The organism is Variovorax sp. 05L425, assembly GCF_056397705.1.
The window spans coordinates 34,791-57,886 of sequence record NZ_JBFTNY010000006.1 but is presented as its reverse complement, the minus strand read 5'-3'; the positions used below and the strand labels follow the sequence as shown (position 1 = coordinate 57,886).

Annotated in this window: 22 protein-coding genes; 12 read left to right on the top strand and 10 right to left on the bottom strand. The window is 63.7% G+C overall.

What is annotated here, in order from left to right:
* Positions 1 to 31 precede the first annotated feature (31 nt).
* The 4 genes from AC1DN9_RS09015 to AC1DN9_RS09000 are packed head-to-tail and all read right to left on the bottom strand — an operon-like array spanning position 32 to position 3,191.
* Entirely contained in the window at positions 32 to 532 is a 501-nt protein-coding gene (locus AC1DN9_RS09015; RefSeq protein WP_478099581.1) for a dihydrofolate reductase, read from the bottom strand.
* Positions 533 to 1,363, bottom strand: a complete 831-nt coding sequence (locus AC1DN9_RS09010) for a thymidylate synthase (protein WP_478099263.1) — start codon at positions 1,361 to 1,363, stop codon at positions 533 to 535.
* Positions 1,360 to 2,790 (bottom strand): FAD-binding oxidoreductase, encoded by a 1,431-nt coding sequence (locus AC1DN9_RS09005; RefSeq protein ID WP_478099262.1) that lies wholly within the window; start codon positions 2,788 to 2,790, stop codon positions 1,360 to 1,362. Before AC1DN9_RS09005 ends, AC1DN9_RS09010 begins: the two co-directional genes overlap by 4 nt.
* Entirely contained in the window at positions 2,787 to 3,191 is a 405-nt protein-coding gene (locus AC1DN9_RS09000; RefSeq protein ID WP_478099260.1) for a DUF2069 domain-containing protein, read from the bottom strand. Before AC1DN9_RS09000 ends, AC1DN9_RS09005 begins: the two co-directional genes overlap by 4 nt.
* Positions 3,192 to 3,242: 51 nt before the next feature.
* Between AC1DN9_RS09000 and AC1DN9_RS08995 the strand changes: the two genes are divergently transcribed.
* The 3 genes from AC1DN9_RS08995 to AC1DN9_RS08985 are packed head-to-tail and all read left to right on the top strand — an operon-like array spanning position 3,243 to position 5,572.
* Positions 3,243 to 4,460 (top strand): YihY family inner membrane protein, encoded by a 1,218-nt coding sequence (locus AC1DN9_RS08995; RefSeq protein WP_478099258.1) that lies wholly within the window; start codon positions 3,243 to 3,245, stop codon positions 4,458 to 4,460.
* A gap of 43 nt (positions 4,461 to 4,503) precedes the next feature.
* A complete protein-coding gene (locus AC1DN9_RS08990) occupies positions 4,504 to 4,887 on the top strand; it encodes a thioredoxin family protein (RefSeq protein ID WP_478099256.1) in 384 nt (127 codons plus the stop codon).
* A gap of 22 nt (positions 4,888 to 4,909) precedes the next feature.
* Positions 4,910 to 5,572 (top strand): NAD-dependent epimerase/dehydratase family protein, encoded by a 663-nt coding sequence (locus AC1DN9_RS08985; protein ID WP_478099254.1) that lies wholly within the window; start codon positions 4,910 to 4,912, stop codon positions 5,570 to 5,572.
* A gap of 24 nt (positions 5,573 to 5,596) precedes the next feature.
* Here the strand turns inward: AC1DN9_RS08985 and AC1DN9_RS08980 are convergent, their stop codons facing one another.
* Together AC1DN9_RS08980 and AC1DN9_RS08975 are read right to left on the bottom strand one after the other, a co-directional pair.
* Positions 5,597 to 6,403: an alpha/beta fold hydrolase gene (locus AC1DN9_RS08980; protein WP_478099253.1), complete on the bottom strand. Its 807-nt coding sequence runs from the start codon at positions 6,401 to 6,403 to the stop codon at positions 5,597 to 5,599.
* The gene (locus tag AC1DN9_RS08975) at positions 6,403 to 7,713 is read right to left on the bottom strand and encodes an O-acetylhomoserine aminocarboxypropyltransferase (RefSeq protein ID WP_478099251.1); all 1,311 of its coding nucleotides are present in this window, start codon (positions 7,711 to 7,713) and stop codon (positions 6,403 to 6,405) included. The genes AC1DN9_RS08980 and AC1DN9_RS08975 overlap by 1 nt, the downstream gene beginning before the upstream one ends.
* A gap of 137 nt (positions 7,714 to 7,850) precedes the next feature.
* On the opposite strand from AC1DN9_RS08975, the gene AC1DN9_RS08970 reads away from it, so the two are divergent.
* Complete coding sequence (locus tag AC1DN9_RS08970; protein ID WP_478099249.1) at positions 7,851 to 8,300, top strand: CBS domain-containing protein; 450 nt, start codon at positions 7,851 to 7,853, stop codon at positions 8,298 to 8,300.
* Positions 8,301 to 8,518: 218 nt separating this feature from the next.
* Here AC1DN9_RS08970 and add read toward each other — a convergent pair whose 3' ends face one another.
* Positions 8,519 to 9,586, bottom strand: a complete 1,068-nt coding sequence (gene add / locus AC1DN9_RS08965) for an adenosine deaminase (RefSeq protein ID WP_478099247.1) — start codon at positions 9,584 to 9,586, stop codon at positions 8,519 to 8,521.
* A gap of 195 nt (positions 9,587 to 9,781) precedes the next feature.
* Between add and AC1DN9_RS08960 the strand changes: the two genes are divergently transcribed.
* The 7 genes from AC1DN9_RS08960 to AC1DN9_RS08930 all read left to right on the top strand — a co-directional run bounded on the left by AC1DN9_RS08960 (position 9,782) and on the right by AC1DN9_RS08930 (position 15,836).
* Complete coding sequence (locus tag AC1DN9_RS08960; protein WP_478099245.1) at positions 9,782 to 10,351, top strand: winged helix-turn-helix transcriptional regulator; 570 nt, start codon at positions 9,782 to 9,784, stop codon at positions 10,349 to 10,351.
* Positions 10,352 to 10,476: 125 nt separating this feature from the next.
* Positions 10,477 to 11,505, top strand: coding sequence for a fatty acid desaturase (locus tag AC1DN9_RS08955; protein WP_478099243.1), 1,029 nt, complete (start codon positions 10,477 to 10,479; stop codon positions 11,503 to 11,505).
* Positions 11,502 to 12,197 carry a hypothetical protein gene (locus tag AC1DN9_RS08950; protein WP_478099241.1) on the top strand — a complete coding sequence of 232 codons (696 nt, stop codon included), beginning with the start codon at positions 11,502 to 11,504 and terminating at the stop codon, positions 12,195 to 12,197. The genes AC1DN9_RS08955 and AC1DN9_RS08950 overlap by 4 nt, the downstream gene beginning before the upstream one ends.
* Before the next feature lie 27 nt (positions 12,198 to 12,224).
* Entirely contained in the window at positions 12,225 to 12,692 is a 468-nt protein-coding gene (locus AC1DN9_RS08945; protein WP_478099239.1) for a thioesterase family protein, read from the top strand.
* Positions 12,689 to 13,789, top strand: a complete 1,101-nt coding sequence (locus AC1DN9_RS08940; RefSeq protein ID WP_478099237.1) for a fatty acid desaturase family protein — start codon at positions 12,689 to 12,691, stop codon at positions 13,787 to 13,789. The genes AC1DN9_RS08945 and AC1DN9_RS08940 overlap by 4 nt, the downstream gene beginning before the upstream one ends.
* Positions 13,790 to 13,794: 5 nt before the next feature.
* The gene (locus AC1DN9_RS08935; protein ID WP_478099235.1) at positions 13,795 to 14,841 is read left to right on the top strand and encodes an alpha/beta hydrolase family protein; all 1,047 of its coding nucleotides are present in this window, start codon (positions 13,795 to 13,797) and stop codon (positions 14,839 to 14,841) included.
* Positions 14,838 to 15,836 (top strand): fatty acid desaturase family protein, encoded by a 999-nt coding sequence (locus AC1DN9_RS08930; protein ID WP_478099234.1) that lies wholly within the window; start codon positions 14,838 to 14,840, stop codon positions 15,834 to 15,836. Before AC1DN9_RS08935 ends, AC1DN9_RS08930 begins: the two co-directional genes overlap by 4 nt.
* 3 nt (positions 15,837 to 15,839) lie before the next feature.
* On the opposite strand, the gene AC1DN9_RS08925 is transcribed toward AC1DN9_RS08930, so the two are convergent.
* Positions 15,840 to 17,060: a polyhydroxyalkanoate depolymerase gene (locus AC1DN9_RS08925; protein ID WP_478099233.1), complete on the bottom strand. Its 1,221-nt coding sequence runs from the start codon at positions 17,058 to 17,060 to the stop codon at positions 15,840 to 15,842.
* 115 nt (positions 17,061 to 17,175) lie between these two features.
* Between AC1DN9_RS08925 and AC1DN9_RS08920 the strand changes: the two genes are divergently transcribed.
* A complete protein-coding gene (locus AC1DN9_RS08920) occupies positions 17,176 to 17,832 on the top strand; it encodes a glutathione S-transferase (RefSeq protein WP_478099231.1) in 657 nt (218 codons plus the stop codon).
* 36 nt (positions 17,833 to 17,868) lie between these two features.
* Here AC1DN9_RS08920 and AC1DN9_RS08915 read toward each other — a convergent pair whose 3' ends face one another.
* Entirely contained in the window at positions 17,869 to 22,554 is a 4,686-nt protein-coding gene (locus AC1DN9_RS08915; protein WP_478099229.1) for an autotransporter-associated beta strand repeat-containing protein, read from the bottom strand.
* Positions 22,555 to 22,714: 160 nt separating this feature from the next.
* Complete coding sequence (locus AC1DN9_RS08910) at positions 22,715 to 23,071, bottom strand: DOPA 4,5-dioxygenase family protein (RefSeq protein ID WP_478099228.1); 357 nt, start codon at positions 23,069 to 23,071, stop codon at positions 22,715 to 22,717.
* Positions 23,072 to 23,096: the final 25 nt, after the last annotated feature.

Sequence of the window (23,096 nt, the reverse complement as noted above, 5' to 3'; positions counted from 1 at the left end):
GGGTGAGCGGCTTTTTTTCTTGCCGGTGCGCTCAGCGCCGTTCCAGCGTGACGAAGCTGAAGGGCAGCCCGTTCGCCGCCACATGCGATTCGCGCGCGGTCTCATGCCAACCGGCGCCGAAGGTGGGCGCCCACGCGTCGCCTTCGTAGTCGCGCGCGATCTCGGTGATGACGGCTCGCCGTGCGAGCGGCTCGGCTTCGGCGTAGATTTGTGCGCCGCCGATCACCCAGGCTTCGGGCGACCCGTCACGCTCGCAAAGCGCCAAGGCTTCATACAGGCTCGACACGCGTTCGGCACCGGCGCTTTGCCAGTCCGGCTGGCGCGTGACGACGATGTTGCGTCGTCCCGGCAGCGGCCGAAAGCGCGGCGGCAGGGAGTCCCAGGTCTTGCGCCCCATGATCACGGGCGCCCCCGAGGTCACCTTCTTGAAATGCGCCAAGTCCTCCGGCAGATGCCAGGGCATGTCGCCGTTGAGACCGATCACGCCATTGGCGGCGCGCGCGAGGATCAAGTTGATACGAGTGCCCACGATTCAGACCGCGACCGGCGCCTTGATGGCGGGGTGATGCTGGTAGTCGACGACCTCGAAGTCTTCGTATTCGTAGTCGAAGATCGACGGCGGCTTGCGCTTGATGACCAGCGTGGGATAGGGGTAGGGCGCGCGGCTGAGTTGCAGCGCGACCTGCTCCGCATGGTTGCTGTAGATATGGCAGTCGCCGCCGGTCCAGATGAAATCCCCGACGTCGAGATCGCACTGCTGCGCGATCATGTGCGTGAGCAGCGCATAGCTCGCAATGTTGAAAGGCACGCCCAGGAAGATGTCGGCGCTGCGCTGATAGAGCTGGCAGCTGAGCTTGCCGCGTTCGCCGGGCGCCTGCGGCGGCGCCACGTAGAACTGGAAGAACGCATGACAAGGCATCAGCGCCATCTTCGACAACTCGGCGACGTTCCACGCGCTCACGATGATGCGCCGCGAATCGGGATTGCTGCGCAGCGTATCCATCACCTGCTGGATCTGGTCGATGTGGCCACCGTCCGGCGTCGGCCAGCTGCGCCATTGCACACCGTACACCGGGCCGAGATCGCCATCTTCGCGCGCCCATTCGTCCCAGATCGTGACGCCTCGCTCCTTGAGCCAGTTGTTGTTGCCCGATCCGGTCAGGAACCACAGCAATTCCTGGATGATGGACTTGAGGTGCACCTTCTTCGTGGTGACCAGCGGGAAACCTTCGTTGAGATCGAAGCGCATCTGGTAGCCGAACACACTCTTGGTGCCGGTGCCGGTGCGGTCGCCTTTCTGGACGCCCGTCGTGTCGACGTGGCGCATGAAATCTTCGTATTGGGAGCGGATGGGGCGATTCATTGAAGGGTCTCCGTCCGGATCACCCGACCCGGATTCAGGATGTTCTGCGGGTCGAGCCCGCGCTTGATGGTACGCATCATGCCAAGCGCCACGGGGGACTTGTGTTTTTCGAGCTTGTCGACCTTGAGCGAGCCAACGCCGTGCTCGGCCGAAAACGAGCCCTCGAATTTTTCCACCGCGTCGTAGACCAGCGTGTTGATCCGGTCTTCGTGCTCGCGCAGGAAGGCACCGTTGTCGCCGCCGACCGGCGCCTGCACGTTGTAGTGCAGGTTGCCATCACCAAGGTGGCCGAAATTCACGAGCCGCACGCCGGGAATCTCGCGCGCGAGCAGCGCATCGGTCTCGGCGACGAAGGCAGGAATGCGCGACACCGCGATCGAGATGTCGTGCTTGATGTTGAGCCCCTCCTCGGCCTGCGCGAGCGGAATGCTTTCGCGCACGTGCCAGAGCTGATGCGCCTGGGTGAGGTTCTCGGCCACCACGGCGTCCGTCACGCAGCCGGTCTCGAAGGCGGTTTCGAGGAGCGCCTCGAAGCGGGCGCGGGCGTGATCTTCGGATTCGCTGTCGGAGTTTTCAAGCAGCACGCAATAAGGCACGGCCGCCTCGTCGATGAAAGGCACGCGCATCGCTGGAAAGTGCTTGGCCACGAGGCTCAACGCGAACTTGCCCATGACCTCGAAGCCCGTCAGGCCGGGGCCGAGGCGTTTGTGTGCGAGGCCCAGCAGCGTCACCGCGTGTTCGAGCGACGGCACTGCCGCCCAGGCCGTGAGTTGCGCGGCCGGCAGCGGGTAGAGCTTCATGGTCGCGGCGGTGATGATGCCGAGCGTGCCTTCGCTGCCGATGATCAGGTCGCGCAGGTCGTAGCCGGTGTTGTCCTTGCGAAGGCCACTGGTGCCTTCCCAGATCTCGCCTTGCGGCGTGACGACTTCGAGTCCGAGGCACAAGTCGCGCGTGTTGCCGTAGCGCACGACCTGCGTGCCGCCCGCGTTGGTCGCGAGATTGCCGCCGATGGTGCAGCTGCCTTCGGCCGCCAGGCTCAGCGGGAAGAGAAATCCGGCGTTTCGGGCCGCTTCCTGCAAGGTCTGCAGCACGCAGCCGGCCTCGACGGTCATGGTGAGGTTCGCGGCATCGACGCTGCGGATCGCGTTCATGCGTTGCAGGCTCAGCAGGACCTGGGTGCCGGTCTCGTCCGGGATCGAGCCGACCGCGAGGCCGGTGTTGCCGCCCTGCGGCACGATGGATGTTCCGGCGGCGGCGCACGCCTTGACGACGTCTGCAACCTGCTGCGCGTCGGCCGGCCGCACGACCGCCAGGGACTTGCCGCGCGAGCGCTTGCGCCAGTCCTGCTCCCAGGCAGTGAGGTCGCCGTCGGTCAGGACGTTCGGTGCGCCGACGATGGCGCGCAATTTTTCGATCAGGACGCTCATTGCGTCGCTCCTTCAAGACTTCTCGCCAGGGCGGCGTGCCGCAGACGCAGCCGGACATGCCATGCGCAGGCCATGAAGAGCACAAGGCACAACACCACCTGCACCAGCGCCAGCACCTGGCTGACGTGATTCGTGTCGCTCCAGGCGCGCACCACGCCTTCGGTGAAATAGAGCCAGATCATCAGGCTGACCCAGCGATACGTGTACATCCGGTTCTTCAGGAGGCCTGCCAGCGGCACCGCGAGCGGCAGCACCTTGAGCGCCAGCCAGGAGCCGCCGGGCCGCAGGGGAGCGAGCCACAACTCCCAGGCGAGCCCGAGCACGATCAGGCCGACGAGGCTGCCGACGGCCAGCCAGCGTGTGGCGGAAACAGATGCGGGAGGGATGGTGGAAGCGGTCACGAAGGAGGAAATCTGGCCGGGCGCCGCCGAAGCGGCAAAAAACCCAGTGGCATGATACCGGCCATGAATCGTCGGCAATTGTGGAGGGACCTTTCGCATTTCCCCTGGGGCAACACAGCAATGGTGCTCCGTGAGCGCTTCCGGGAAGACCGGCTGGGCCTCACTGCGAGCAGCCTGACGTTCACCACCACCATCGCGATGGTGCCGTTCTTCACCGTGGCGTTGGCGCTGTTCACCGTGTTCCCGATGTTCGCCAAGATGCAGGGCCGCTTGCAACGGTGGCTGATCGAGAGTCTGATCCCCGACAACATCGCCCGACAGGTGCTCGGTTACCTCAACCAGTTCGCGAACAAGGCCAGCGGGCTGGGGGCGGCAGGCCTCGTCGTGCTGCTGGTCACGGCGGTTGCGCTGATCCTCACGATCGACAAGACGCTCAACAACATCTGGCGTGTGCGCAAGTCCCGGCCCTTGGCCCAGCGGGTGCTGATCTACTGGGCCGCCATCACGCTGGGACCGCTGGTGCTGGCGCTGAGCCTGAGCACGACCGCTTCCTTCTTTTCGGCCTCTCGCGAGGTGTTCGGCGGGAGCTTCGTCAAGCTGTTGTTCGACACCTTCGAGTTCTTCCTGTTGGCCGGCGGCATGGCGTCGCTCTATCGCTACGTGCCGAACACCCACGTCAAGTGGGCGCACGCATGGGCCGGCGGCCTGTTCGTCGCAGCCGCGATCGAGATTTCCAAGCACGCGCTGGGCTACTACCTCAGCCTGGTGCCCACCTATTCCGTGGTGTACGGTGCCTTCGCAACGTTGCCGATCCTGCTGGTCTGGATCTACATGGCCTGGCTCATCGTGCTTTTCGGCGCGGTGATCGCGGCGTATCTGCCGAGCCTCCTGACCGGCGTGGCGCGCCGTGGCGGTGCGGCGGGATGGCCGCTCCAACTGGCGGTCGAGGCGTTGCAACACCTGGCCGACGCCAGGACCACGGCGGCGAAGGGACTGGGCGCCGCCGAACTGGTGGCTCGGATGCGGGTGGACGCACTCCAACTCGCCCCGGTGCTGGAAACGCTGGTCGCCATCGACTGGATCGCCCCCATCGCCGAGGAGAAGAACGACGAGGACCCTCGCTATGTGCTGCTGGCCGAACCGGCCATCACGCCGGTCGAGCCTTTGCTGAAGGAACTGCTCATGCCACAGGCCCCGCCGCTCGACAGCCTCTGGCGCAAAGGCCCTTTGGTCGGGCTCCGCCTGCAGGATCTGCTGGTCTATCGATAATGGCGGCGGACGCTTCATCCACCCCTCAACGACCGAACTGGCCTTGACCGACTTTTCCACTTCCGCAGCCCCCGAGACGGCCGGCGATCCGCTGTGGGTCGTTTGCCTGTGCGCCGAATGGTGCGGTGCTTGCCGCGAATACCGGCCGCTGTTCGAACAGGTGGCGCGCGCGCATCCGCAATTCCGCTTCGCCTGGGTCGACGTCGAGGACCATGCCGATCTCGCGGACGACTTCGACGTCGAGACCTTCCCGACGATGCTGATCGCGAACGGCGATGGCACGCGTTTCCTCGGTCCCTTGTTGCCGCATGCCGAGACGCTTTCGCGTCTGCTGACCGCTTTGCAGCCGGCACAGGCCTCCAGTCCCGAGGTGCGGACGCTGCTGGGTGCGCTGGGCCGCGAACCCGAAACCTTCTCGGTCGCCTGATGCGTTCCGTCGAAAGCGCCCGATGAGAATCATGCTCTTCGGCGCCACGGGAATGGTCGGGCAGGGCGTGCTGCGCGAATGCCTTGTCGACGGCGACGTGACGCAGGTGCTCAGCGTCGGCCGCAGGCCGATCGGCGAGCAGCATCCCAAGCTGCGCGAACTCATCCTTCCGGACCTGAACGACTACACGGCCGTCGAAGACCAACTGACCGATTTCGACGCCTGCTTTTTCTGCCTGGGCGTTTCTTCCGTCGGCATGAGCGAGGAAGACTATCGCCGTGTCACCTATGACCTCACGCTCGCGGCGGCGCAAGCGCTGGCCCGTCTCAATCCCCAGATGACTTTCGTCTATGTGTCCGGCGCCGGGACCGACAGCACCGAGCGCGGCCGGGTCATGTGGGCGCGCGTCAAGGGCGCCACAGAGAACGCGCTGATGCGCCTTCCCTTCAAGGCCGCGTACATGTTCCGGCCGGGTTTCATCGAGCCGATGCACGGCGTGCGCTCCAAGACTGCGCTCTACCAGACGGCCTACGTGATCGCCAGGCCTGTCTTTGGTCTGCTGCGCCGATGGGCGCCCGACCGGGTCACCACCAGCGTGCAGGTGGGGCGTGCCATGCTGGCTGTCGCGAAGCGTGGCGCGCCCAACCCGTTGGTCGAAGTCCCCGACATCAACGCATTGCGCTGAAGCCGGTGAGACCTGGGCGGGGTTTCAATTCTTGAGAAACGCGCTCAGGGCGAACAGCACCTCGTCCGGCGCTTCGCTCATCAGCGCATGGCCCGCCTTGACCGTCACGACCTTCGCGCCACGCGCCTTGCCCGCCAGCGTCTTTGCAGCGCGTGGCGGTGTCATCTGATCAGCGGCACCCAGCAGGAACAGCGTCGGGCATTGCACCTTCGCGATGGCATCTTCGCCGTTCGCGTAGTCATTGCAGGCCTTGAAGCCGATGTGAAAGACATTCGCGTTCGGATTGCTCGCCAGCACGCGGCGCATGAGCGCGCGCGAGCCGCCATAGAGCCAGGTGCCTGGGCCTAGCGAAGAGGGCGGTGGCGCGAGCAGCGAATGCGAGAAGGTGTTGACCATCGCGATCGCCCGCTGCGGATCGTTGAGCGCCCCATCGAGCAGGGCAGGCGACACCGTCATCGGATAGGCGGTCCCGACCAGCGCGAGGTGCGTGACGCGCTCCGGTGCGCGCGCAGCCGTTTCGAGCGCGATCAGCGATCCGAAACTGTGCCCGACCAGGGCAGCCTTCGCGACGCCGGCCGTATCGAGCAGGGCGATGATGAACGCGGACGCATCTTCAACTGTCGCCGGCGGCGGCCCTTCGCTCTTGCAGTGTCCCGGCAGGTCGACCGCCAGCACGTTCCAGCCGTGGTTGGCAAACCAGCGGCTCTGGAGGATCCAGACGCTGTGGTCGTTGAGCACGCCGTGGATGAACACTACTGTGGGCTTTTCGCTGTCGAGCGCCTTGCCGCCGGTGTAACAATAGGTCGCGTGGCCGTTGACGAGCAGTTCCATCAGGCACCAGCCTTTTCTGCAGCCTTGAGCGCTCGCTTGAGGTCATCGATGAGATCGGCGGGGTCTTCCAGGCCGATCGACAGGCGAATCGTCCCTTGCGAAATGCCTGCGCCGGCCAAGGCCTCGTCAGTCATCCGGAAATGCGTCGTGCTGGCCGGATGAATCACGAGGCTGCGGCAGTCGCCCACGTTCGCGAGATGGCTGAACAGCTTGAGCACCTCGATGAACTTCTTGCCTTGCTCGCGGTTGCCCTTGAGGTCGAAGCTGAAGACCGAGCCCGCGCCCTTCGCGCCATGGCGCAGCAGCTTGCCCGCCAGCGCATGGCTCGGGTGCGATTCGAGCAGCGGATGCCCGACGTGCGCCACGAACGGATGCGCGGCGAGGAACTCCACCACCTTCTGCGTGTTGTCGATGTGGCGCTCCATGCGCAATGGCAGCGTCTCGATGCCTTGCAAGATCAGCCATGCGGTGTGCGGGCTCATCGACGCGCCGAAGTCGCGCAGCCCCTCGCGCCGAGCGCGCAGCAGGAAGGCGCCGACCGTGCTCTCCTCGCTGAAGACCATGTTGTGGAAGCCGTCATACGCCTGGGTCAGCTCGGCAAACTTGCCCGAGCGCTCCCAGTCGAAATTGCCCGAATCGACCACGACCCCGCCGATGACCGTGCCATGGCCCGACAGGAACTTGGTGGCCGAGTGATAGACCAGGTCCGCACCCCAGTCGAAGGGCTTGATGAGGTAAGGCGAGGTCAGCGTCGAATCCACCAGCAGTGGCACTTTGGCCGCATGTGCAATCTCGCTGACGGCCGGGATGTCCAGCACGTCGAGGCCCGGATTGCCCACGGTCTCGCCGAAGAGCAGCTTGGTCTCCGGCCGGATCGCCGCACGCCAGCCGTCGAGGTCGCCCGGCTTCACGAAGGTCGTGTCGATGCCGAAGCGACGCATCGTGTAGTGCAAAAGGTTCTGCGAGCCGCCGTAGAGCGCGGTACTCGCGACGATGTGCGAGCCGGCGCCCATCAGCGTCGCGATCGACAAGTGCAGCGCTGCCTGGCCGCTCGCGGTCGCGATCGCACCGATGCCGCCTTCGAGCGCCGCCACGCGCTGCTCCAGCACCGCATTCGTCGGATTGCTGATGCGCGAATACACATGGCCCGCGCGTTCGAGATTGAAGAGCGACGCCGCGTGGTCGCTCGACTCGAAGACGAAGGATGTGGTCAGGTGGATCGGTACTGCGCGGGCGCCGGTAGCGGGGTCGGGCGCGGCGCCGGCATGCAATGCCAGCGTGTCGAAGCCGGGGTCGGAGTAGCCGGACATGAGGGCCTTTCATTGACGTTTCTGCAATGCCCCGTTACGCGCGCAATCCCTGCGACGCCATCGTGGGCCTGTGGATGGGCGGTGATTGTGGGCTATATTCAAATCGGCACGCCGCCGAGCAAGTGAGGAGCAACACGATGAAAGTCAGCGACATCCTGCGCGTCAAGGGCAACACGCTCTTTACGGCCACGCCCGATCAACCCCTGGCTGACGCAGTCAACACCATGGCCGACAAGGACATCGGTTCGCTGGTCGTCATGGAGCATGGCGACTTGGTCGGCATGCTCACCTTCCGCGAAGTGATCGTCGCCATCGTCGCCAACGGCGGCCAGGTTGGCGGCACGCTGGTGCGCAAGGCGATGGACGATCATCCCGTCACCTGCACCCTCGAAACCGATCTCGACGAAATCCGCCGCATCATGCTCGAGCGCCATGCACGCTACATGCCGGTGATGGACAAGCGCATGCTGATGGGCGTGATCAGCTTCTACGACGTCGCGAAAGCAGTGGTGGACAGCCAGAACTTCGAGAACAAGATGTTGAAGGCCTACATCCGCGATTGGCCAGGTGACGACGAATCGTCGTGAAGAGCTCGCCCCCAGGTTGGCTCACTTCGTGTAGCCGCCCACCCCCTGCCGGGGGCAACACCGGCGGCCCGGCTAAGCCGGTTCCGCGGTGTTCATGTTGCTCGCCCCCAGGCTTTCTCACTTCGTGTAGACGCCCGCCCCCTGCCGGGGGCAACACCAGCGGCCCGGCTAAGCCGGTTCCGCGGTGTTTCGCGAATCTATCTATTGGACTGGTGGGACTAGGGAAGGCGGGTGCGGAGGGTGTCGAATTCGGCGCTCCACGCCGTGCGCCATTGGCGGCGTAGCGTGTCGTCGATCCAGGCGCCGTCCAGGCCGTTGAGCATGAAGTCTCGAAGGTCGTCGCGGGTGAATCCGAAATCTCGAACCATCATCAGCCACGCTTGCGTGGGCGTGACCTTGTGCAGCGTCGGGTCGTCGGTGTTGGGGTGGATGCGCAGGCCCAGTCCGGGCATGCGGCGAATCGGATGGTCGAGCGCCCAGCGCTCGGGCGGGAGGGTTCGCAGGTAGTAGGAGTTGGTGGGCACGACGGTGAAGATCACGCCTCGGTCGGCGCATTCGCGTGCGAATTCGGGGCGGTCGACCACCGTGTAGCCATGGTCGATGCGGTCGACCTTCAGCACATCGAGTGCGGTACGCACGTTGGTCCACGGCATGCCGAACTCGCCGGCGTGCGCGGTGGTCTTGAGGCCGGCGCGCCGCGCGTCGCTGTAGGCCTGCATGAACAGTTCGGGCGGACGGTCGGTCTCGCGGTAGTCGATGCCGATGCCGATGACTTCGTCGCAGCGGTTGTCGACGACCCATTGCACCATCTCGACCGCAGCTTCGGGACTGGCCTCGCGGTCGATCGCGGCGATCAGGCGGCCGATGATGCCGAATTGCTGTTCGGCGTCGTGGATGGCGCGCACGATGGCGTCCTGCGCCTGCCGGTAGCCGATGCCCGATTCGTGCACGGTGCCGGTCGGGTTCCAGAAGAATTCGCTGTAGCGAACGTTGTGGCTGGCGGCGTCCTGCAGGTATTCGAGGGCGAGTCGATGCAGGTCGTCGGCGCTGCGCACCAGGTGCGCGTCGAGCGCACGCAGCACCCGCAGAACGCCGACCGGTTTTTCGCCGCGCGTGTAGAAGCCCTCGATTTCGTCGTCGGCCAGCGGCGCGCCAGCGGCGCGGTTGAGCGCGGCGAAGGTGTCGTGCCGCACGGTGCCGAACAGGTGACAGTGCAGTTCGACCTTCGGAATGGCGTGAAGGAACGATTCGAGGGGTGATGCCTGAGTGAGCGCAGGTTGAGTCATGGCCCGAAGTCTAGGGACGATGCAACAACAACGAGAATTTTTTCTCAGCGACTGCGACTCGCTTGTGCGGCGCACGCCTTGATTGAGGCAGTGGGGCTGAAGGCGATCGAAAAATTTCGAAAAGCAACTTATTGAGTTGCTTTTAAGGACTTATCGTTTAGGATTCAAGGCTTCCTTGCTCACCGAGAAGTACTCGTGCCGCGTCTGAAACCCAACGCCTCCATATGCTCCGTCGCCCGCTCGCTGGATCTGCTGGGCGATCGCTGGGCGTTCTTGCTTATCAGAGAGGTGTTGTTCGGAACTCACCGCTTTGATGACTTCGCGGCGCATTTGGGAATTGCCCGCAACGTGTTGACTCATCGCCTTGCGAAGCTGGTTGAAGCCGGAATTTTCATTCAGACACCGCTGAGGACAGACGGGCGCCGCATGGGCTACAACCTGACGCCGATGGGCGAAGGATTGGTGCCTGCCTTGGTCGCCTTGATGCAATGGGGAGACCAGTGGTTGCACACCTCCGAAACGGTGCCCATCAAGGTGATCAAACGCAGCAGCGGCAAAGAAGTGCTCCCGTTGCGAATTCTTGACGCGGATGGTCATGCGCTGGCTGTCAAAGACCTCGATTGGGCCCCGGGTCCCGGTGCGAGCCATCAAGCTATTGCATCGCTCGTGCACGCGTATGAAGCGCAGCGAGTGAGACAGCCACGGCCAATCCCAACGGTGCGTCACACCGTCCAAATGAAGCCGAAGACTACAGAAGGACATTGAATATGACAGCGATGTGTTCGATCGGAGGTGACGCGCGCTAAATGCTCGGCTGAAGTTACGTTTTCATTGTTCGTTGCCCAGAGCGCCTCAGGCGCCGCAGCGGTAAGTCACAGGGAGTTGAGTCAATGAGTCAGAAATCAAGCGGCGGAGGCCGCGGAACACGCGCGCGCCTACTGTCGATCTCGTCGCAATACAGCAAATCCCAGCCGGTCAGAAGTGTCCGCCAATTGAGCATCACCTTTTGCCTTTGGTTGACCACCTATGCTGCGGGTCTGGCGCTCACCAAACAGTCGTTGTTCGGGACGGCTGTCGCGGCGGCAGTTGCGGCCGCTTTTGTCGTGCGGCTTTTCATGATTCAGCACGACTGCGGCCACCGTTCGTTCTTTCGCTCCCACCGCACTAACGACGTGATCGGCTTCTGGCTGGGCGTGCTGACGATGACGCCTTACCGATGCTGGCGCCGCTTTCATGCACTACATCACAGCAACTCCGGTAACCTTGACAAGAGGGGTTTCGGTGACATCCACACGCTGACAGCTGATGAGTACAAATGTCTCACTTCGGCGCAGCAACGCCGATATCGCATCTATCGACATCCGCTGATCCTCTTGCTGATCGGCCCGCCATTTCTCTTCATCCTGCGCCAGCGCACTACATACAAGGTGCCCCTTAAGTGGAAAGCTGAGCGCCGCAGCGTTCATCTCACCAATCTCTGCTGGGTGGTCCTGCTCGCGCTGCCATGCGCATTTTGCGACCCCATCCTCGTGATCCAGTTCCACCTTGCCATGATGTCGATTGCATCGATCGCAGGCGTTTGGCTCTTTTATGTCCAGCATCAATTTCCGGATGCTTACTGGAGGCGTGAAGACGATTGGGAATCCTGGCGTGCCAGCATGCAGGGCGCGACGTACTACGAATTGCCTGCATGGCTCCGTTGGCTAACCGCGAATATTGGGCTCCATCACATTCATCACCTGGACGCACGCATCCCGAACTACAGACTCTACGAGTGCTTCAAAAATCACTCAGAATTTGGTGATCCGCCACGCATCACACTTCGGCAGAGTTTCGCCTGCCTGCAAGTTCGCGTCTGGGATGCGGGGGCAGGCCGCATGGTTCCACTGTCAAGCAACGGCAGCAACTTGATCCGATGAACCTCTCCGACTTGGCCAGCCTGCCATGTGGCTTCGCGGGCGGGTACGTCGTCGCCAGCCTCATTGAGTCCATCGTGCATCAGCATGTTTCGGACGCACCCAACAAGAGTGTCAAACGCTGGGAGCGTATTCCCCGTCTTTGTCGTTACCTGATTCGTACGAGGTACTCGCATCACGTGGTTCATCACCGCAAAACGTTCAAGCAGGACCACGTCACACAATTTCGTTCTGAGTCGGAACGCGAGACGCTGGACCAAGAGTTGGCGGGCCTTGGGTACCACGGGCAAATCATCCAGCGCTCGCTCTATGCGGTTCGCCTTCATGGCAGCGGCGCGCTGGTCTTCATCGCACCGCTGCTGCCGGCCATTCCCCTTACGGCGTTCATGCTAGGTATGTGGGGAACGGTGGGCTGTTGCGTCGCCCTGGCGCTTCCGCCGCTGTTCAGTCATTTCATTCATCCATACCTGCATATGTCGCACGAGCGTGCGGTGCGCGAAGCCCCCCGCACGACCGCCTGGCTGCTGCGACGCTGGTATTTCCGTTCGATGGCACGCAACCACTATATGCACCACCGCTACGTTGCGTCGAATTTCAACTTGGTTCTTGGTGGAGACGTGTTGCGTCGGCGATATCGGGCACCCACCGCAAGCGATCTCTGCGAGATGCAGCGTCTGGGCCTGCGGATCGACTGAACTCGGACACAAACAACGAAAGCCGCAATGAACTTGATTCTTCGAATGATCTGGGTATGGCTTCTGTCGCTGCGCCGCCAGCGCCTGCCAGTCGGTGTGGCTGAGAGCCGATTGCGCCTGATCACCCTGCCCAACGATCTCGACCTCAATCTGCACATGAACAACGGCCGTTACTTGACGATCGCCGATTTGTCTCGGGTCGATCTGTTTCTGCGAACCGGCCTTGTTTCCGTCATGAGAAAGGAGAAGTGGGTTCCGCTGATTGCCGAGCACACGATGAGCTACAAGCGATCGCTCAAGCTCTTTCAGAAGTTCGAGGCGGTGATGCAGTTAACTCACTGGGATGAGCGTTGCTTCTACATGAGCCACCAGTTTCTGGTCGGGGAAAAAGTAGTGGCGGAGGGAAGGTCATCTGGCGTCATTCGCGGGCAGGATGGAGTCATACCCCCGGAAAGAGTGCTTGAACGACTGCGGGCCGAGCGAGGCGTCGTATGAGCGGTGTGACCAACGCCCGACCTGAAGATCGCACTCTGTCGTCGCCAGTGCGAGCGTGGTCGCCAGCAGAGACTGCCGAATTCATGACTCGATTGCGAAGTGAGTTGGGAGAGGCGGGGGTGTTCAGGAGCGACGGTGCCGCGCATGTGATGCGCGCTCTGTGGGTGATGGCCATTGCCGCTTTCACATGGAGTGCTCTCCTCTTCGTGGAGGGTTGGCCCGCACGGCTGGTCATCGGCATCATGGCTGGCTACATCGGCGTGCAGGCTTCGGCGATCGCACATGAGGCTGGACATGGGGCCGTCACGCGCCACAGAAAGTCGACTTGGTTCGTCGGTCGATTCTTCATGACATTCTTGGTCGGTGCCTCTTACAGCGCGTGGATCGAGCGTCACGGCGCCCACCACCTCCATCCCAATTCGCGAAAGGATCCCGACGTTCGCCCCTGGCTCTTCAGTTTCAGCGAGGCCGATGCTGTCGCTGCGCGGGGGCTGGCCGGATGGTGCACACAACACCAGCACCTCTTGTTGATTCCTCTCTCGACGCTGATGGGTTTCTCGCTGAAGGTGGCGGGGTGGAAGCGAGTCATGCGCACGCCTGCGGCGATGTGGATCGACCTCCTGCTGTTGGCCCTCCACGCCGCGATTTGGATTGGTTTGCCCGCATTCTGGATTGGCGTTGGCAACGCCGCAATCAACTACGGACTTCTTACCTGGGTTGAAGGAGCCTATTTGGCTTTCGTCTTTCTACCAAATCATCTGGGAGGCCCCACGGGCGAAGAGGCCAGCGCCTGGCCGCCAGCCTTGCGGCAGATCGTGACCGCGCGGAATCTGCCTTCCGGCAGGCTTTTGACTCATTTGTGCATTGGACTGAACACTCATATCGAGCATCACCTATTCGGTCACTTGTCCGCGACTCGGCTGCCAGAGGCCCGCGTCATCACGCGCCACCTTTGCCACGTATTCGGTGTGCCCTATCGAGAGTGCACCCTGAGCCAGGCCTTTACAGAAGTACATCGGTACAACCGTCGAATGGCCGAGTTTGCTCGTCGATCCAAGCGGGCGCGCAATTTGGCGTCTTGCAAGGAAGGCGTCTGAGCGATATGGAAATTCTCTCCGCCGCTGACGGATGGCTTGGAAAGCTCGACCAGTGGTACTTCGCGTATCACTGCTTTCTCAATCGAAAGTCGCCTCCAATGTTTCATAAGGGTTGGGGCAGTCACGAGGCACTGGCAGCTGTGAACAGTCATTGGCAGTCCCCAGGCAAGCCCGCAGAACTCATGATCGAGTGGGAGGCCGACTGGAAGGCCGATGCCCACGACTTGTGGTTTCGCAACGGAAGTTTCGCTTCCCCTTCTCATCGGGAGCACCTGCCGGCGGAGTCGAGGACCGCATACTTTCGCTTCGTGCGCCCGGTCCTGGGTAAGAGCGGTTCTGTCGTGGTGCTCACCCCTACCTCACGCGAGGAGGGTGTTGACGGGCGCCTCCCCATCGCGCGGGCGCTGGCAAGGCAGGGAGTCGCAACCGTACTGCTGGAAAGCCCTTTTATGGGCCGCCGAAAGCCGCAGGCTCAGTACGGCGCAACGCTGTCGTACTTTTCGGACTTCCTGGTCTTGAGCGCCGCGTGCATCGAAGAGGCACGCAGTGTGCTCGCTTGGCTCAGTGGCCAGTCATTTCACAACATTTGCATCGCGGGCATCAGCAAGGGTGGCTACCTTGCTGCAGTGGCTGCGCTGCGTTCACCAGTACCGGTGCACGCGGTATCGCTCCTCGCGCCTCATAGCGGTGCACCTGTGCTGCTCGAGGGCCTTCTTGGAAGTCTGTGCGACTGGAGCCTGCTGCAGGCTACGAGCGGCTCCAGCAGGCCGGTTCGTGAACAGATGGCAGACCTCTTCGAGCAGACAAGCCTTGAACGTCTACCGTTGCCTGATTTGCAGAGGCGTTTGACGCTGGTCGGTGCACGCCGCGATCACTATGTGCCAGCCGGGTCCTATGAACGGATGCAACGTCACTGGGCTAACTGCGCAACAGTGCGCTGGCTGCGTGGTGGACATGTGAGCAGCATCGCAGAACGCAGGCACGTGATCAGAGCCATCACCGAGGCGCTGGAGCAACCTCGAAAGGCAACTTTTTCTTCGGCTACATCATGAACATTCCCGTCCGACGACTACCACCCGCACTGCCTTCCAAATTCGTCGAACCGAGCCGGCCGTGGGTCACCGCACTCTTCATGACCTATGCCTTGGGGCTAGCATTCGGGCCGGGGCTGCTTATCTATTGGATGGTCGCTATTGCCGACTGGAGTTCGGCTGTTGTGACGATCCCTGCGGCGTTGCTCACACTGATTGCCGGATTCGGTTTCTACGTGCTCGGCACCACCGCGCATGAGGGATTCCACTTCACCCTCGCCCGGAACAAGCTCGTGAGTGCCCTGATCGGGACTTGGTTTAGCGCGGCCGTGATCGCATTCTTCGGTGTGGGGTTCTATTTGATCCACAGTCAACACCACCGGCATACGAATAAGGCCGACGATCCGGATCTCAAACTCTTCTCAAAGTTCAAGAGTACTTGGCGGCGTTTGCTGATATTGCGTCTTGCCAACAACCGTGGCTACTTGAAACTGGTCCTCAGACTGTTGGTCAGGAGCGAATTGCCCCAGGGCATCCACACGGTGTTCACACTTTCGGAGCTGAAGTTCTTGGCGATTTTCAATGTGGCCGCTCAATTGATTTGGATTGCCATCTACGCGCTGCTCTTTCTCGCGGATCCGATCTTGGGACTGTGCGTCGTGCTGCTGCCGCACCTGGCGACCGCGCTCGTTAGTGCTGCCATCGTATTCGTGCAGCATGGCGACACCGGTGACCGGCTGTCAAACAATTCACGCACACATTCGTCCCCATGGGCTACGCTGCTGATGGCTGGAACCAACTATCACCTGGAGCACCATCTATATCCCCGGGTGGCTTGCTGGAGACTGCCGATGGTCCATCTCTGGCTCAAGGCAACTGAATGGGCACGGGAGAACCCCATGCTCGTCGAGCCCCGTTTTTTTGCGGGCTTTGCACTGGTTTCTGGAAGTCGACCATATGGCTGTGAAGCGGCCGACCACACTGCCGGCTCGGCAGGATTGCCACGCGGCGAGTGAGTCCTAGGCGTGCAATTCCGCAGCCGTATGAATCGTCTCCCGCACGCGTGGATAGATCTGCGTGTTCCACTTGCTGCCGCTGAAGACCCCGTAGTGCCCGACGCCTGCCTGCAGATGATGGATCTTGAGATAGGGGCGAACGCTGGTGCACAGGTCCTGCGCTGCCACTGTCTGGCCGACCGAACAGATGTCGTCGCGTTCGCCTTCCACCGTCAGTAGCGCGGTGCGGCGGATGGCGGCGGGGTTGACCTTGCGGTCACCCACGGTGAGTTCGCCGCGCGGCAGGTCGTAGGTCTGGAACACGCGCTCCACCGTTTCCAGGTAGAACTCGGCCGGTAGATCGTTCACTGCCAGGTATTCGTCGTAGAAGTTCCGGATCGTCGTGGCCTGTTCGACATCGCCGTCCACGAGATGCTGGTACAGCTTGATGAACTGCTGCTTGTGCCGGTCCGGGTTCATGCTCATAAAGGCGCTGAGCTGCAGGAATCCCGGATAGACGCGGCGCATCACGCCGGCGTGGGGCCACGGCACGCGGCTGATCAGGTTGCGCTCGAACCAGCCGATGGAGCGGTCGGTCGCGAGCTTGTTCACCATGGTCGGGTTGATCCGGCAATCGACCGGCCCGGCCATCAGCGTGAGGCTGCGCGGTGTTGACGGGTTGTCGTCTTCCGACATGAGTGCGGTGGCTGCGAGCGCCGCCACGCAGGGCTGGCAAACGGCCACCATGTGCACGCCGGGGCCGATCGCCTCGAGAAAGGCAATGATCTGCAGTGTGTAGTCGTCCAGGCCAAATCCGCCGTGCCAGAGCGGCACGTCGCGCGCGTTGTGCCAGTCGGTCACGTAGACGTCGTGATCGCGCAGCAGCGTGCGCACGGTTTCGCGCAGGAGCGTGGCGAAATGGCCCGACAGTGGTGCGGCCAGCAGCACGGACGGATGCACCGCCGTGGTGTCCTTGCGAAAGTGAAGCAGCGTTCCGAAGGGCGCCGTCAACGCGGCTTCTTCGTGGACCGCGACTTCCTGGCCGTCGACCATGACGCTGTCGATGCCATAGGCCGGACGCGTGTGCGTGAGCCGCATGCGCGAATAAACGTCCATGGCGGCCGACACGCGGCGGGTCAGGCTGCGGTCCGAATTCGGACGCCACAACGCGCTGCCGAGGTATTGCGCCGCGAGCCGTGACGGCGAAAACAGGTCGGCGTTGGTTTGGTAGACCCGATACAGCATGCACAGGCTGCAGGCAAGTTGCGGGCCAAGTCGAGCGGTTCGGCTTCGAGGTGCACCGTTCTGGCACAAGCCTTGCACGGCAGCACAGCCGATCCGGCAGTCCAGGAGCGTCAGCATGGCCAAACCCGTTCTCACCATCAGCAGCAAGAACTACGGCGCGTGGTCGCTGCGGGGCTGGCTGATGTGCCGTCTCGCGGGGCTGGATTTCTCGGAGAAGGTGATCCCGCCCGACGATCCGGCGATGAAGGCCGAGATGCTGTTGCTGTCGGCCTCGATGCTGGTGCCCTCATTGCAGCACGGCAACGTCAAGGTCTGGGACACGCTCGCGATCGGCGAATACCTCAACGAGATCAAGCCGAAGGCCGGCCTGCTGCCCGATGATTCCAAGGCGCGCGCGCACTGCCGGGCGATCTGCGGCGAGATGCATTCGGGCTTCAGCTCGATGCGCGGCTCGCTGCCGATGAACGTCAAGGCCAGGTTTCCCGGCTTCAAGATCTGGTCGCGTGCGCAGACCGACATCGACCGCATCGTTGCGATCTGGCGCGAGTGCCTTTCCGACTACGGCGGTCCTTTCCTGTTCGGCGAGACGCCCTGCATGGCGGATGCGATGTATGCACCGGTGGTGACGCGGTTCATGACTTATGACGTGTCGCTCGACCGGACGTGCGCCGCGTATTGCAAGCGCATCGTCGAACTGCCAGCGATGCAGGAGTGGATCAAGGCGGCGAAGCAGGAGCCCGAGGAAATCGACGAGCTCGACGCGGAGTTCTGAAGCCGGTCGACCGGTCCAGGCCGCCGGCTTCGGAACCTAGAACTTCACCTTGAGGCCGATCGACCCTTGGACCGAGGAACTCACCTGCGTGTCTCCGCCGGAATGGAAGAGCTTGCCGAGTTCGCCATAGACGCTGGTTGCCGGGGTCAAGCCCAATGTGAAGCCGATGGCCGCTTCGGTGGACGTGTAGCCGAATCCGCTCGAGATCGGGGTCGTGGCGGCCGGGCCGATGAAGCTCGTCGTGTCCGTGCCGCTGAATCCATGCCAGACGTTGAGGCGCCCATAGGGCTGCAGCCTTCCCATGCCGGTGGCGTAGTCACCGGCGACGCGCAAACCGATGCGTCCGATCACTGCAGTCGCCGTGTCCTGGCTCACGACCGCGCCGCTGATCTGTGCATTCCCCAGGCTCTGGTGGTTGACGATCAGCTGGACTTGCGGCTCGATCCCCCAGCCGCTGCCTAGTGCAAAGCGCTGACCCGCTTCGGCCGACGCCGTCACGCTGTTGCCGCTGCTGTCGTTCGCGAAGCCGAGCGGGGGCGTGCCCGTGATGTCCTGATGGCCGTACTGCAGTACGAAGTCGGCGTACTGTCCCTGCGGATTGGCGTAGGTGGCGTACCCGCCCAGGTAGGTGGTGTCTGCGCGCAGATTGCCGGCGTAGCCGCGGGCGAGGAAATTCAGACCGTAGAAGCCGTCCACATGGGTGTCGGCGCGCAGGTAGCCCGCATACAGCCCGGCATTCCAGGTGGTGTTGGCGAACAGGTCGACGCCGGCCTGGACGCCTTGCATGCTGGCGTCGCTCTCGGGTGCGCTGATGCCGTTCTGTTCGATGGTGGTGGTCCCGTCGATGACACGGCCCCAGCCGCGGCGATTGGCGGTGCTGGCGGAGGGATCCGCGGTGGTCGTTTCGTCGCCCATCCGGCGATGCAGATTCGACAGCATCGCGAGATCGCTTTGGCGCAGCACGTTGGGCAGCGCGGCATAGAGGGGTACTTCGGCGCGGTAGGTCGGCAGTGGCGATGCTGCCGTCGACGCAACCGTCGGAACGGCGGCATTCGAGACTGTCGTCGGCGCCACCGGTCCACCGTCGGAGCGCAGGTACCAGTTCTCGCTGGCACCACTGGCATCGGCGGCGTAGAGGCGGTACTCGAAGGCGCCCGCGTCGATGTGGCCGTTGGCCAGTGTGAACGCGTCCTTGGTCGTCTGGGCCGTCGTGGTCGCGCCGTTCTGGGCGGTGACGACATTGATGCCGCTGCCCGTAGTCAGTGCGCCGAGGCCGCCGAGGTTGGTGATCTGCAGGGTGGTCTTGCCGCTCGCGCTGGCGCCGGGGCCGTTGAGTATCAGCCGGTCGCTCACGCTGCCGCTGTCAGCCAACGCGGTCCCCAGGCGCAAGACACCGGCATTGCCGACATAGGCGCCGTTGACGGTCAGGGTCGAGCCGGGTGCGCTGCCCAGCAGCGAGACGGTGCCGCTGTTATTCAGTGAGGCAACGGTCTGGTTGAAGCCTGCGGTGTCCAGCGTCGCTCCGGCGGCAACCGCGTGCGCCGAGGTCGCGCTGAAAGCATTGGCCGTGCCGGCGCGCAGCGTCCCTGCAGCTACCGTGGTGGCGCCGCTGTAGCTGTTGGCGCCAGAGAGCACCAGCGTGCCGTTGCCGTTCTTCGTGAGCGCACCGGCACCGGAAATCGCGCCGGTCAGCGTTTCAGTGAAGCTGCCTGTGTCGATGATGGGGTCGGTGATACCGGTGAGCACCACCGCGTTGGCGACGGTGAGAGCGTCTGCGGTGAAGCCCAGTGTGGTGCCTTCATCCATCGCGAGTGCACCGGCGCCGAGGGCGGTGCTGTTGCCGACGTCGATCCGACCGGATTGGAGCGCCGTGCCCCCGCTGTAAGTATTGGCGCCCGCCAAAGTCAGGGTGCCGGCACCCGTCTTCGTGAGGGCGCCGCCGCTGATGACGCCGCTGAGTGCAGCATCGTTACCGTTGGTGTCGAAGGTACCGCCGCCCGCACCGATCGTCACTGCGCGCGCGCTGGCGAAGCCGGTGCTGTAGCGCAATGTGCCGTTGTCGAACGCGAGGCCGCCGGTCGCCGCGCCGAGGTTGTTGTCGGCACTGACCTGAAGTACGCCGCCGTTGACCGTCGTGCCGCCGCTGTAGGTATTGGTGCCTGCCAGGGTCAGGGTGCCGGCACCCGTCTTCGTGAGGGCGCCGCCGCTGATGACGCCACTGAGCGCAGCGTCGTTGCCGCTGGTGTCGAAGGTGCCGCCGCCCGCACCCATCGTCATCGCGCGCGCGGTGGCGAAGCCGCTGCCGTAGCGCAGTGCGCCGCCGTCGAACGCGAGGCCGCCGGCTGCCGCGCCGAGGTTGTTGTCGGCGTTGACCTGAAGCACTCCGCCGTTCACGGTCGTGCCGCCGCTGTAAGTGTTGGCGCCCGCCAGGGTCAGGGTGCCGGCACCTGCCTTCGTGAGGGCGCCGCCGCTGATGACGCCACTGAGCGCAGCGTCGTTGCCGTTGGTGTCGAAGGTGCCGCCGTCCGCGCCGATCGTCACTGCGCGTGCACTGGCGAATCCGGCACCGTAGCGCAACGTGGCGTTGTCGAGCGCGAGGCCGCCGGTCGCAACGCCGAGGTTGTTGTCGGCACTGACCTGAAGCACGCCGCCATTGACGGTCGTTCCGCCGCTGTAAGTGTTGGCGCCCGTCAGCGTCAGGGTCCCGGCGCCGGTCTTGACGAGCGAGCCGCCGGTGGCCGTGATGGCGCTGTTGTATGGATTGCCCGCGCCGTCGGCGAAGGCGGCGCCGGTATCGGAGATCACTCCGCCGATCGTGCTGCTGGTGCCCAGCGCACCGACCGTCAAGACCTTGCCGCCGAGCACGACGTTTCCGTTGCCCGAAAGCTCGCCGACGGACATGCCGGTCCCCGCTTCGCTGATGTCGAGAGTGCCGCCAACGCCGTTGGCGATGTTTGCTCCGCTGAGATCGGCGGAGCCCTGCAGGTAAACGTGCCCGCCGTTGTTGGTGATTGTCGCGCTGTCGCCTGTGCTGGTGCCCAGGAAATAGATACGCGAGTCGGTCCCGTTGACCAGGGTCGAGGCAGCTGCCTTGGCGTCGTCCTGGAAGACGATCACCGCGCCACTCGCTGCGTTGGTGATCGTGGCCGTTCCCGCGCTCGCGCCGTGCGCGAAGGTGACGCCGGAGTTGATACCCACCACATTGGCGCTGACGTGGGTCGTGATTCTCAGGTTGCCCGCGCTGGCGCCGGCACCGTTGAAGTCGAGTTCGCTGTTGTTGTAGATGTCGACCAGGTTGTTGCTCGTGCCCAGGGTGCCCGAGCCTGTCACCTCGACGTTGATGCGGCCAATCTGGTTGGGCAGTCCAAGTTGGGTGGAGCCTGTGAATGCGGTGTTGTTGCTGCTGCTCAACGTCAGGCGTGTCGAAGAGCCAAGGGCAAAGCCGCTGTTCATCAGCGTCAACGTCCCGGCGCCGCTGAAGGTCCCGCTCAAGCTGTTGCCTTGGCTGTCGTTCACGTCGATGGTGCCGCCGTTGCCGCCCACGGCAATGCCTCGCGCCGAACTGAAAGGGGTGCTCGCATTGGGCGGCGCCAGACGCAAGGTGCCGCCATTGAAGGTCAGGCCGGCGTTGGCGCCGGTCGAGCCCAGGTTGCTGTCGGCGGACACCTGCAGCGTTCCGGCATTCAGCACGGTTCCGCCGCCATAGGTGTTGTTGCCACTCAGCGTGAGGATGCCCGTGCCCTGCTGGACGAGACGGCCGCTGCCGGAGACGACCCCCGCGTAGGCGGATGCGGTGGTTCGGTTGAAGACCAGCTGGCCGTCGTCCGTCACGTTGCCGGTCAGCGAACCTGTGGCGCCGCCGGTACCGATCTGCAGCGTGCCGCCTGCGTTGATGGTCAGGCTGCCTGTGCCGCCCGCACCGCCGACACCGCCGATGCCGCCTGTACCGTTGCCGCCCTGGACGCCGCCAACGGTCACGTCACCGGAGGCATTGACCGTACCGCTGATCGATAGCGTGCCGTTGCCGCCCGCACCGCCCGTACCGCCGGTTCCCCCATTGGCCGTGCTGCCGCCTCCGCCGCCGCCGGACCCGCCGACCGCAATCGCGCCCGCGACATTCAGGGTGGCACCGCCGCTCACATTGAGGGCGCCGCCCGTGCCGTTCGTGCCATTGGTGCCCGGTGTCGTGCCTCCGCCTCCACCCCCGCCGCCACCACCACCGCCGATGCCGACGGAGCCGGTGACGTCAGTCGTGCCGGTCAGTGTCAATGGGTTCGGCTGGAGCGAGTCACCGGTCAGTGCGTTGCCGCCGGTCACGCCGGAGCCATTGGCACCGCCGTTGCCGAGTGCGCCTGAGTCTCCGCCGACGACAAAACCACTGCCCCCGCCGCCCGAACCTGCGCCGCCGCCCGCACCGCCGGCGCTGCCGCCCCCTGAGCCTCCACCACCGCCGCCTCCGATGCCACCCGCGCCGCCGTCGCCCGCGTTGGTGCTCGAAACGCCGGCTGCGCCTCCCGTCCCGACAAGCAGATTTGCATCCGCGTGGGCCGAGGGAGTGAGGGCGGCGATTGCCAGGAGGACGGCGGATCCGGCGGCACCAAAGGCCGCGCCGGCAGCGCTCCCGGTTGTGGAGGCACCGGGGCCGGATGTCCTTGCGAGTTCGGAGACGGCTTGACGGCTTCCCGTCGAGCGATTGAAGACAAGACGATAGATACGGTTCATTCGAGACGACTCTTGGTTCTGGAAAGCTGAGACATTCCGTAAACAGAAGCGTCTGAGTGTATCTTTTGTTAAATATTAAGTACTAGTGATTTTTGTAAACCGGCAAAGATGCGCACGACGGACGAGGGTCGCAAAAGCATCGATGAACCGATCGGATCGGTCAGGCTGCCCGTTTGCGGAACATGCTCAGGTCGAGCGTCGACTCGTTGCCGAGCCACATTGCGTGCGCGGTGTGATCCATGTAGTCGTCGCCGGTGACGCCATGCACGAACACGTCGAGACCGTTGCGGTGCGCCTCGAGCCATTCGATGACTTCATCGAACTCCGCGGCGTCGAAAGCAATCTGGCAGCTCCAGTGCGGATGCGGGCCCACGAGTCGCTCGTGCACCCGGCCGACCACGACCAACAGGCTGTGCCCGGCATCCACGGCCAGTTGCTTCGCTTGCGCAACGGTTTCCGGGCCGAAATAGATGTGAGCGTGGTATTGCGGGTAGAGGTTTTCGGGGCGGCGAGGCATCGGTGTTCACGCGGGCTGGAGGGTC

What these genes read in the sequence shown, in the direction of transcription:
- AC1DN9_RS08995 (WP_478099258.1), top strand. Translation starts at nt 3,243, where the DNA reads ATGATACCGGCCATGAATCGTCGGCAATTGTGGAGGGACCTTTCGCAT.
- AC1DN9_RS08975 (WP_478099251.1), bottom strand. Translation starts at nt 7,713, where the DNA reads ATGTCCGGCTACTCCGACCCCGGCTTCGACACGCTGGCATTGCATGCC.
- AC1DN9_RS08985 (WP_478099254.1), top strand. Translation starts at nt 4,910, where the DNA reads ATGAGAATCATGCTCTTCGGCGCCACGGGAATGGTCGGGCAGGGCGTG.
- AC1DN9_RS08945 (WP_478099239.1), top strand. Translation starts at nt 12,225, where the DNA reads ATGAACTTGATTCTTCGAATGATCTGGGTATGGCTTCTGTCGCTGCGC.
- AC1DN9_RS09005 (WP_478099262.1), bottom strand. Translation starts at nt 2,790, where the DNA reads ATGAGCGTCCTGATCGAAAAATTGCGCGCCATCGTCGGCGCACCGAAC.
- add (WP_478099247.1), bottom strand. Translation starts at nt 9,586, where the DNA reads ATGACTCAACCTGCGCTCACTCAGGCATCACCCCTCGAATCGTTCCTT.
- AC1DN9_RS08910 (WP_478099228.1), bottom strand. Translation starts at nt 23,071, where the DNA reads ATGCCTCGCCGCCCCGAAAACCTCTACCCGCAATACCACGCTCACATC.
- AC1DN9_RS09010 (WP_478099263.1), bottom strand. Translation starts at nt 1,363, where the DNA reads ATGAATCGCCCCATCCGCTCCCAATACGAAGATTTCATGCGCCACGTC.
- AC1DN9_RS08935 (WP_478099235.1), top strand. Translation starts at nt 13,795, where the DNA reads ATGGAAATTCTCTCCGCCGCTGACGGATGGCTTGGAAAGCTCGACCAG.
- AC1DN9_RS08925 (WP_478099233.1), bottom strand. Translation starts at nt 17,060, where the DNA reads ATGCTGTATCGGGTCTACCAAACCAACGCCGACCTGTTTTCGCCGTCA.
- AC1DN9_RS08980 (WP_478099253.1), bottom strand. Translation starts at nt 6,403, where the DNA reads ATGGAACTGCTCGTCAACGGCCACGCGACCTATTGTTACACCGGCGGC.
- AC1DN9_RS08970 (WP_478099249.1), top strand. Translation starts at nt 7,851, where the DNA reads ATGAAAGTCAGCGACATCCTGCGCGTCAAGGGCAACACGCTCTTTACG.
- AC1DN9_RS08930 (WP_478099234.1), top strand. Translation starts at nt 14,838, where the DNA reads ATGAACATTCCCGTCCGACGACTACCACCCGCACTGCCTTCCAAATTC.
- AC1DN9_RS08950 (WP_478099241.1), top strand. Translation starts at nt 11,502, where the DNA reads ATGAACCTCTCCGACTTGGCCAGCCTGCCATGTGGCTTCGCGGGCGGG.
- AC1DN9_RS08915 (WP_478099229.1), bottom strand. Translation starts at nt 22,554, where the DNA reads ATGAACCGTATCTATCGTCTTGTCTTCAATCGCTCGACGGGAAGCCGT.
- AC1DN9_RS08955 (WP_478099243.1), top strand. Translation starts at nt 10,477, where the DNA reads ATGAGTCAGAAATCAAGCGGCGGAGGCCGCGGAACACGCGCGCGCCTA.
- AC1DN9_RS08940 (WP_478099237.1), top strand. Translation starts at nt 12,689, where the DNA reads ATGAGCGGTGTGACCAACGCCCGACCTGAAGATCGCACTCTGTCGTCG.
- AC1DN9_RS08920 (WP_478099231.1), top strand. Translation starts at nt 17,176, where the DNA reads ATGGCCAAACCCGTTCTCACCATCAGCAGCAAGAACTACGGCGCGTGG.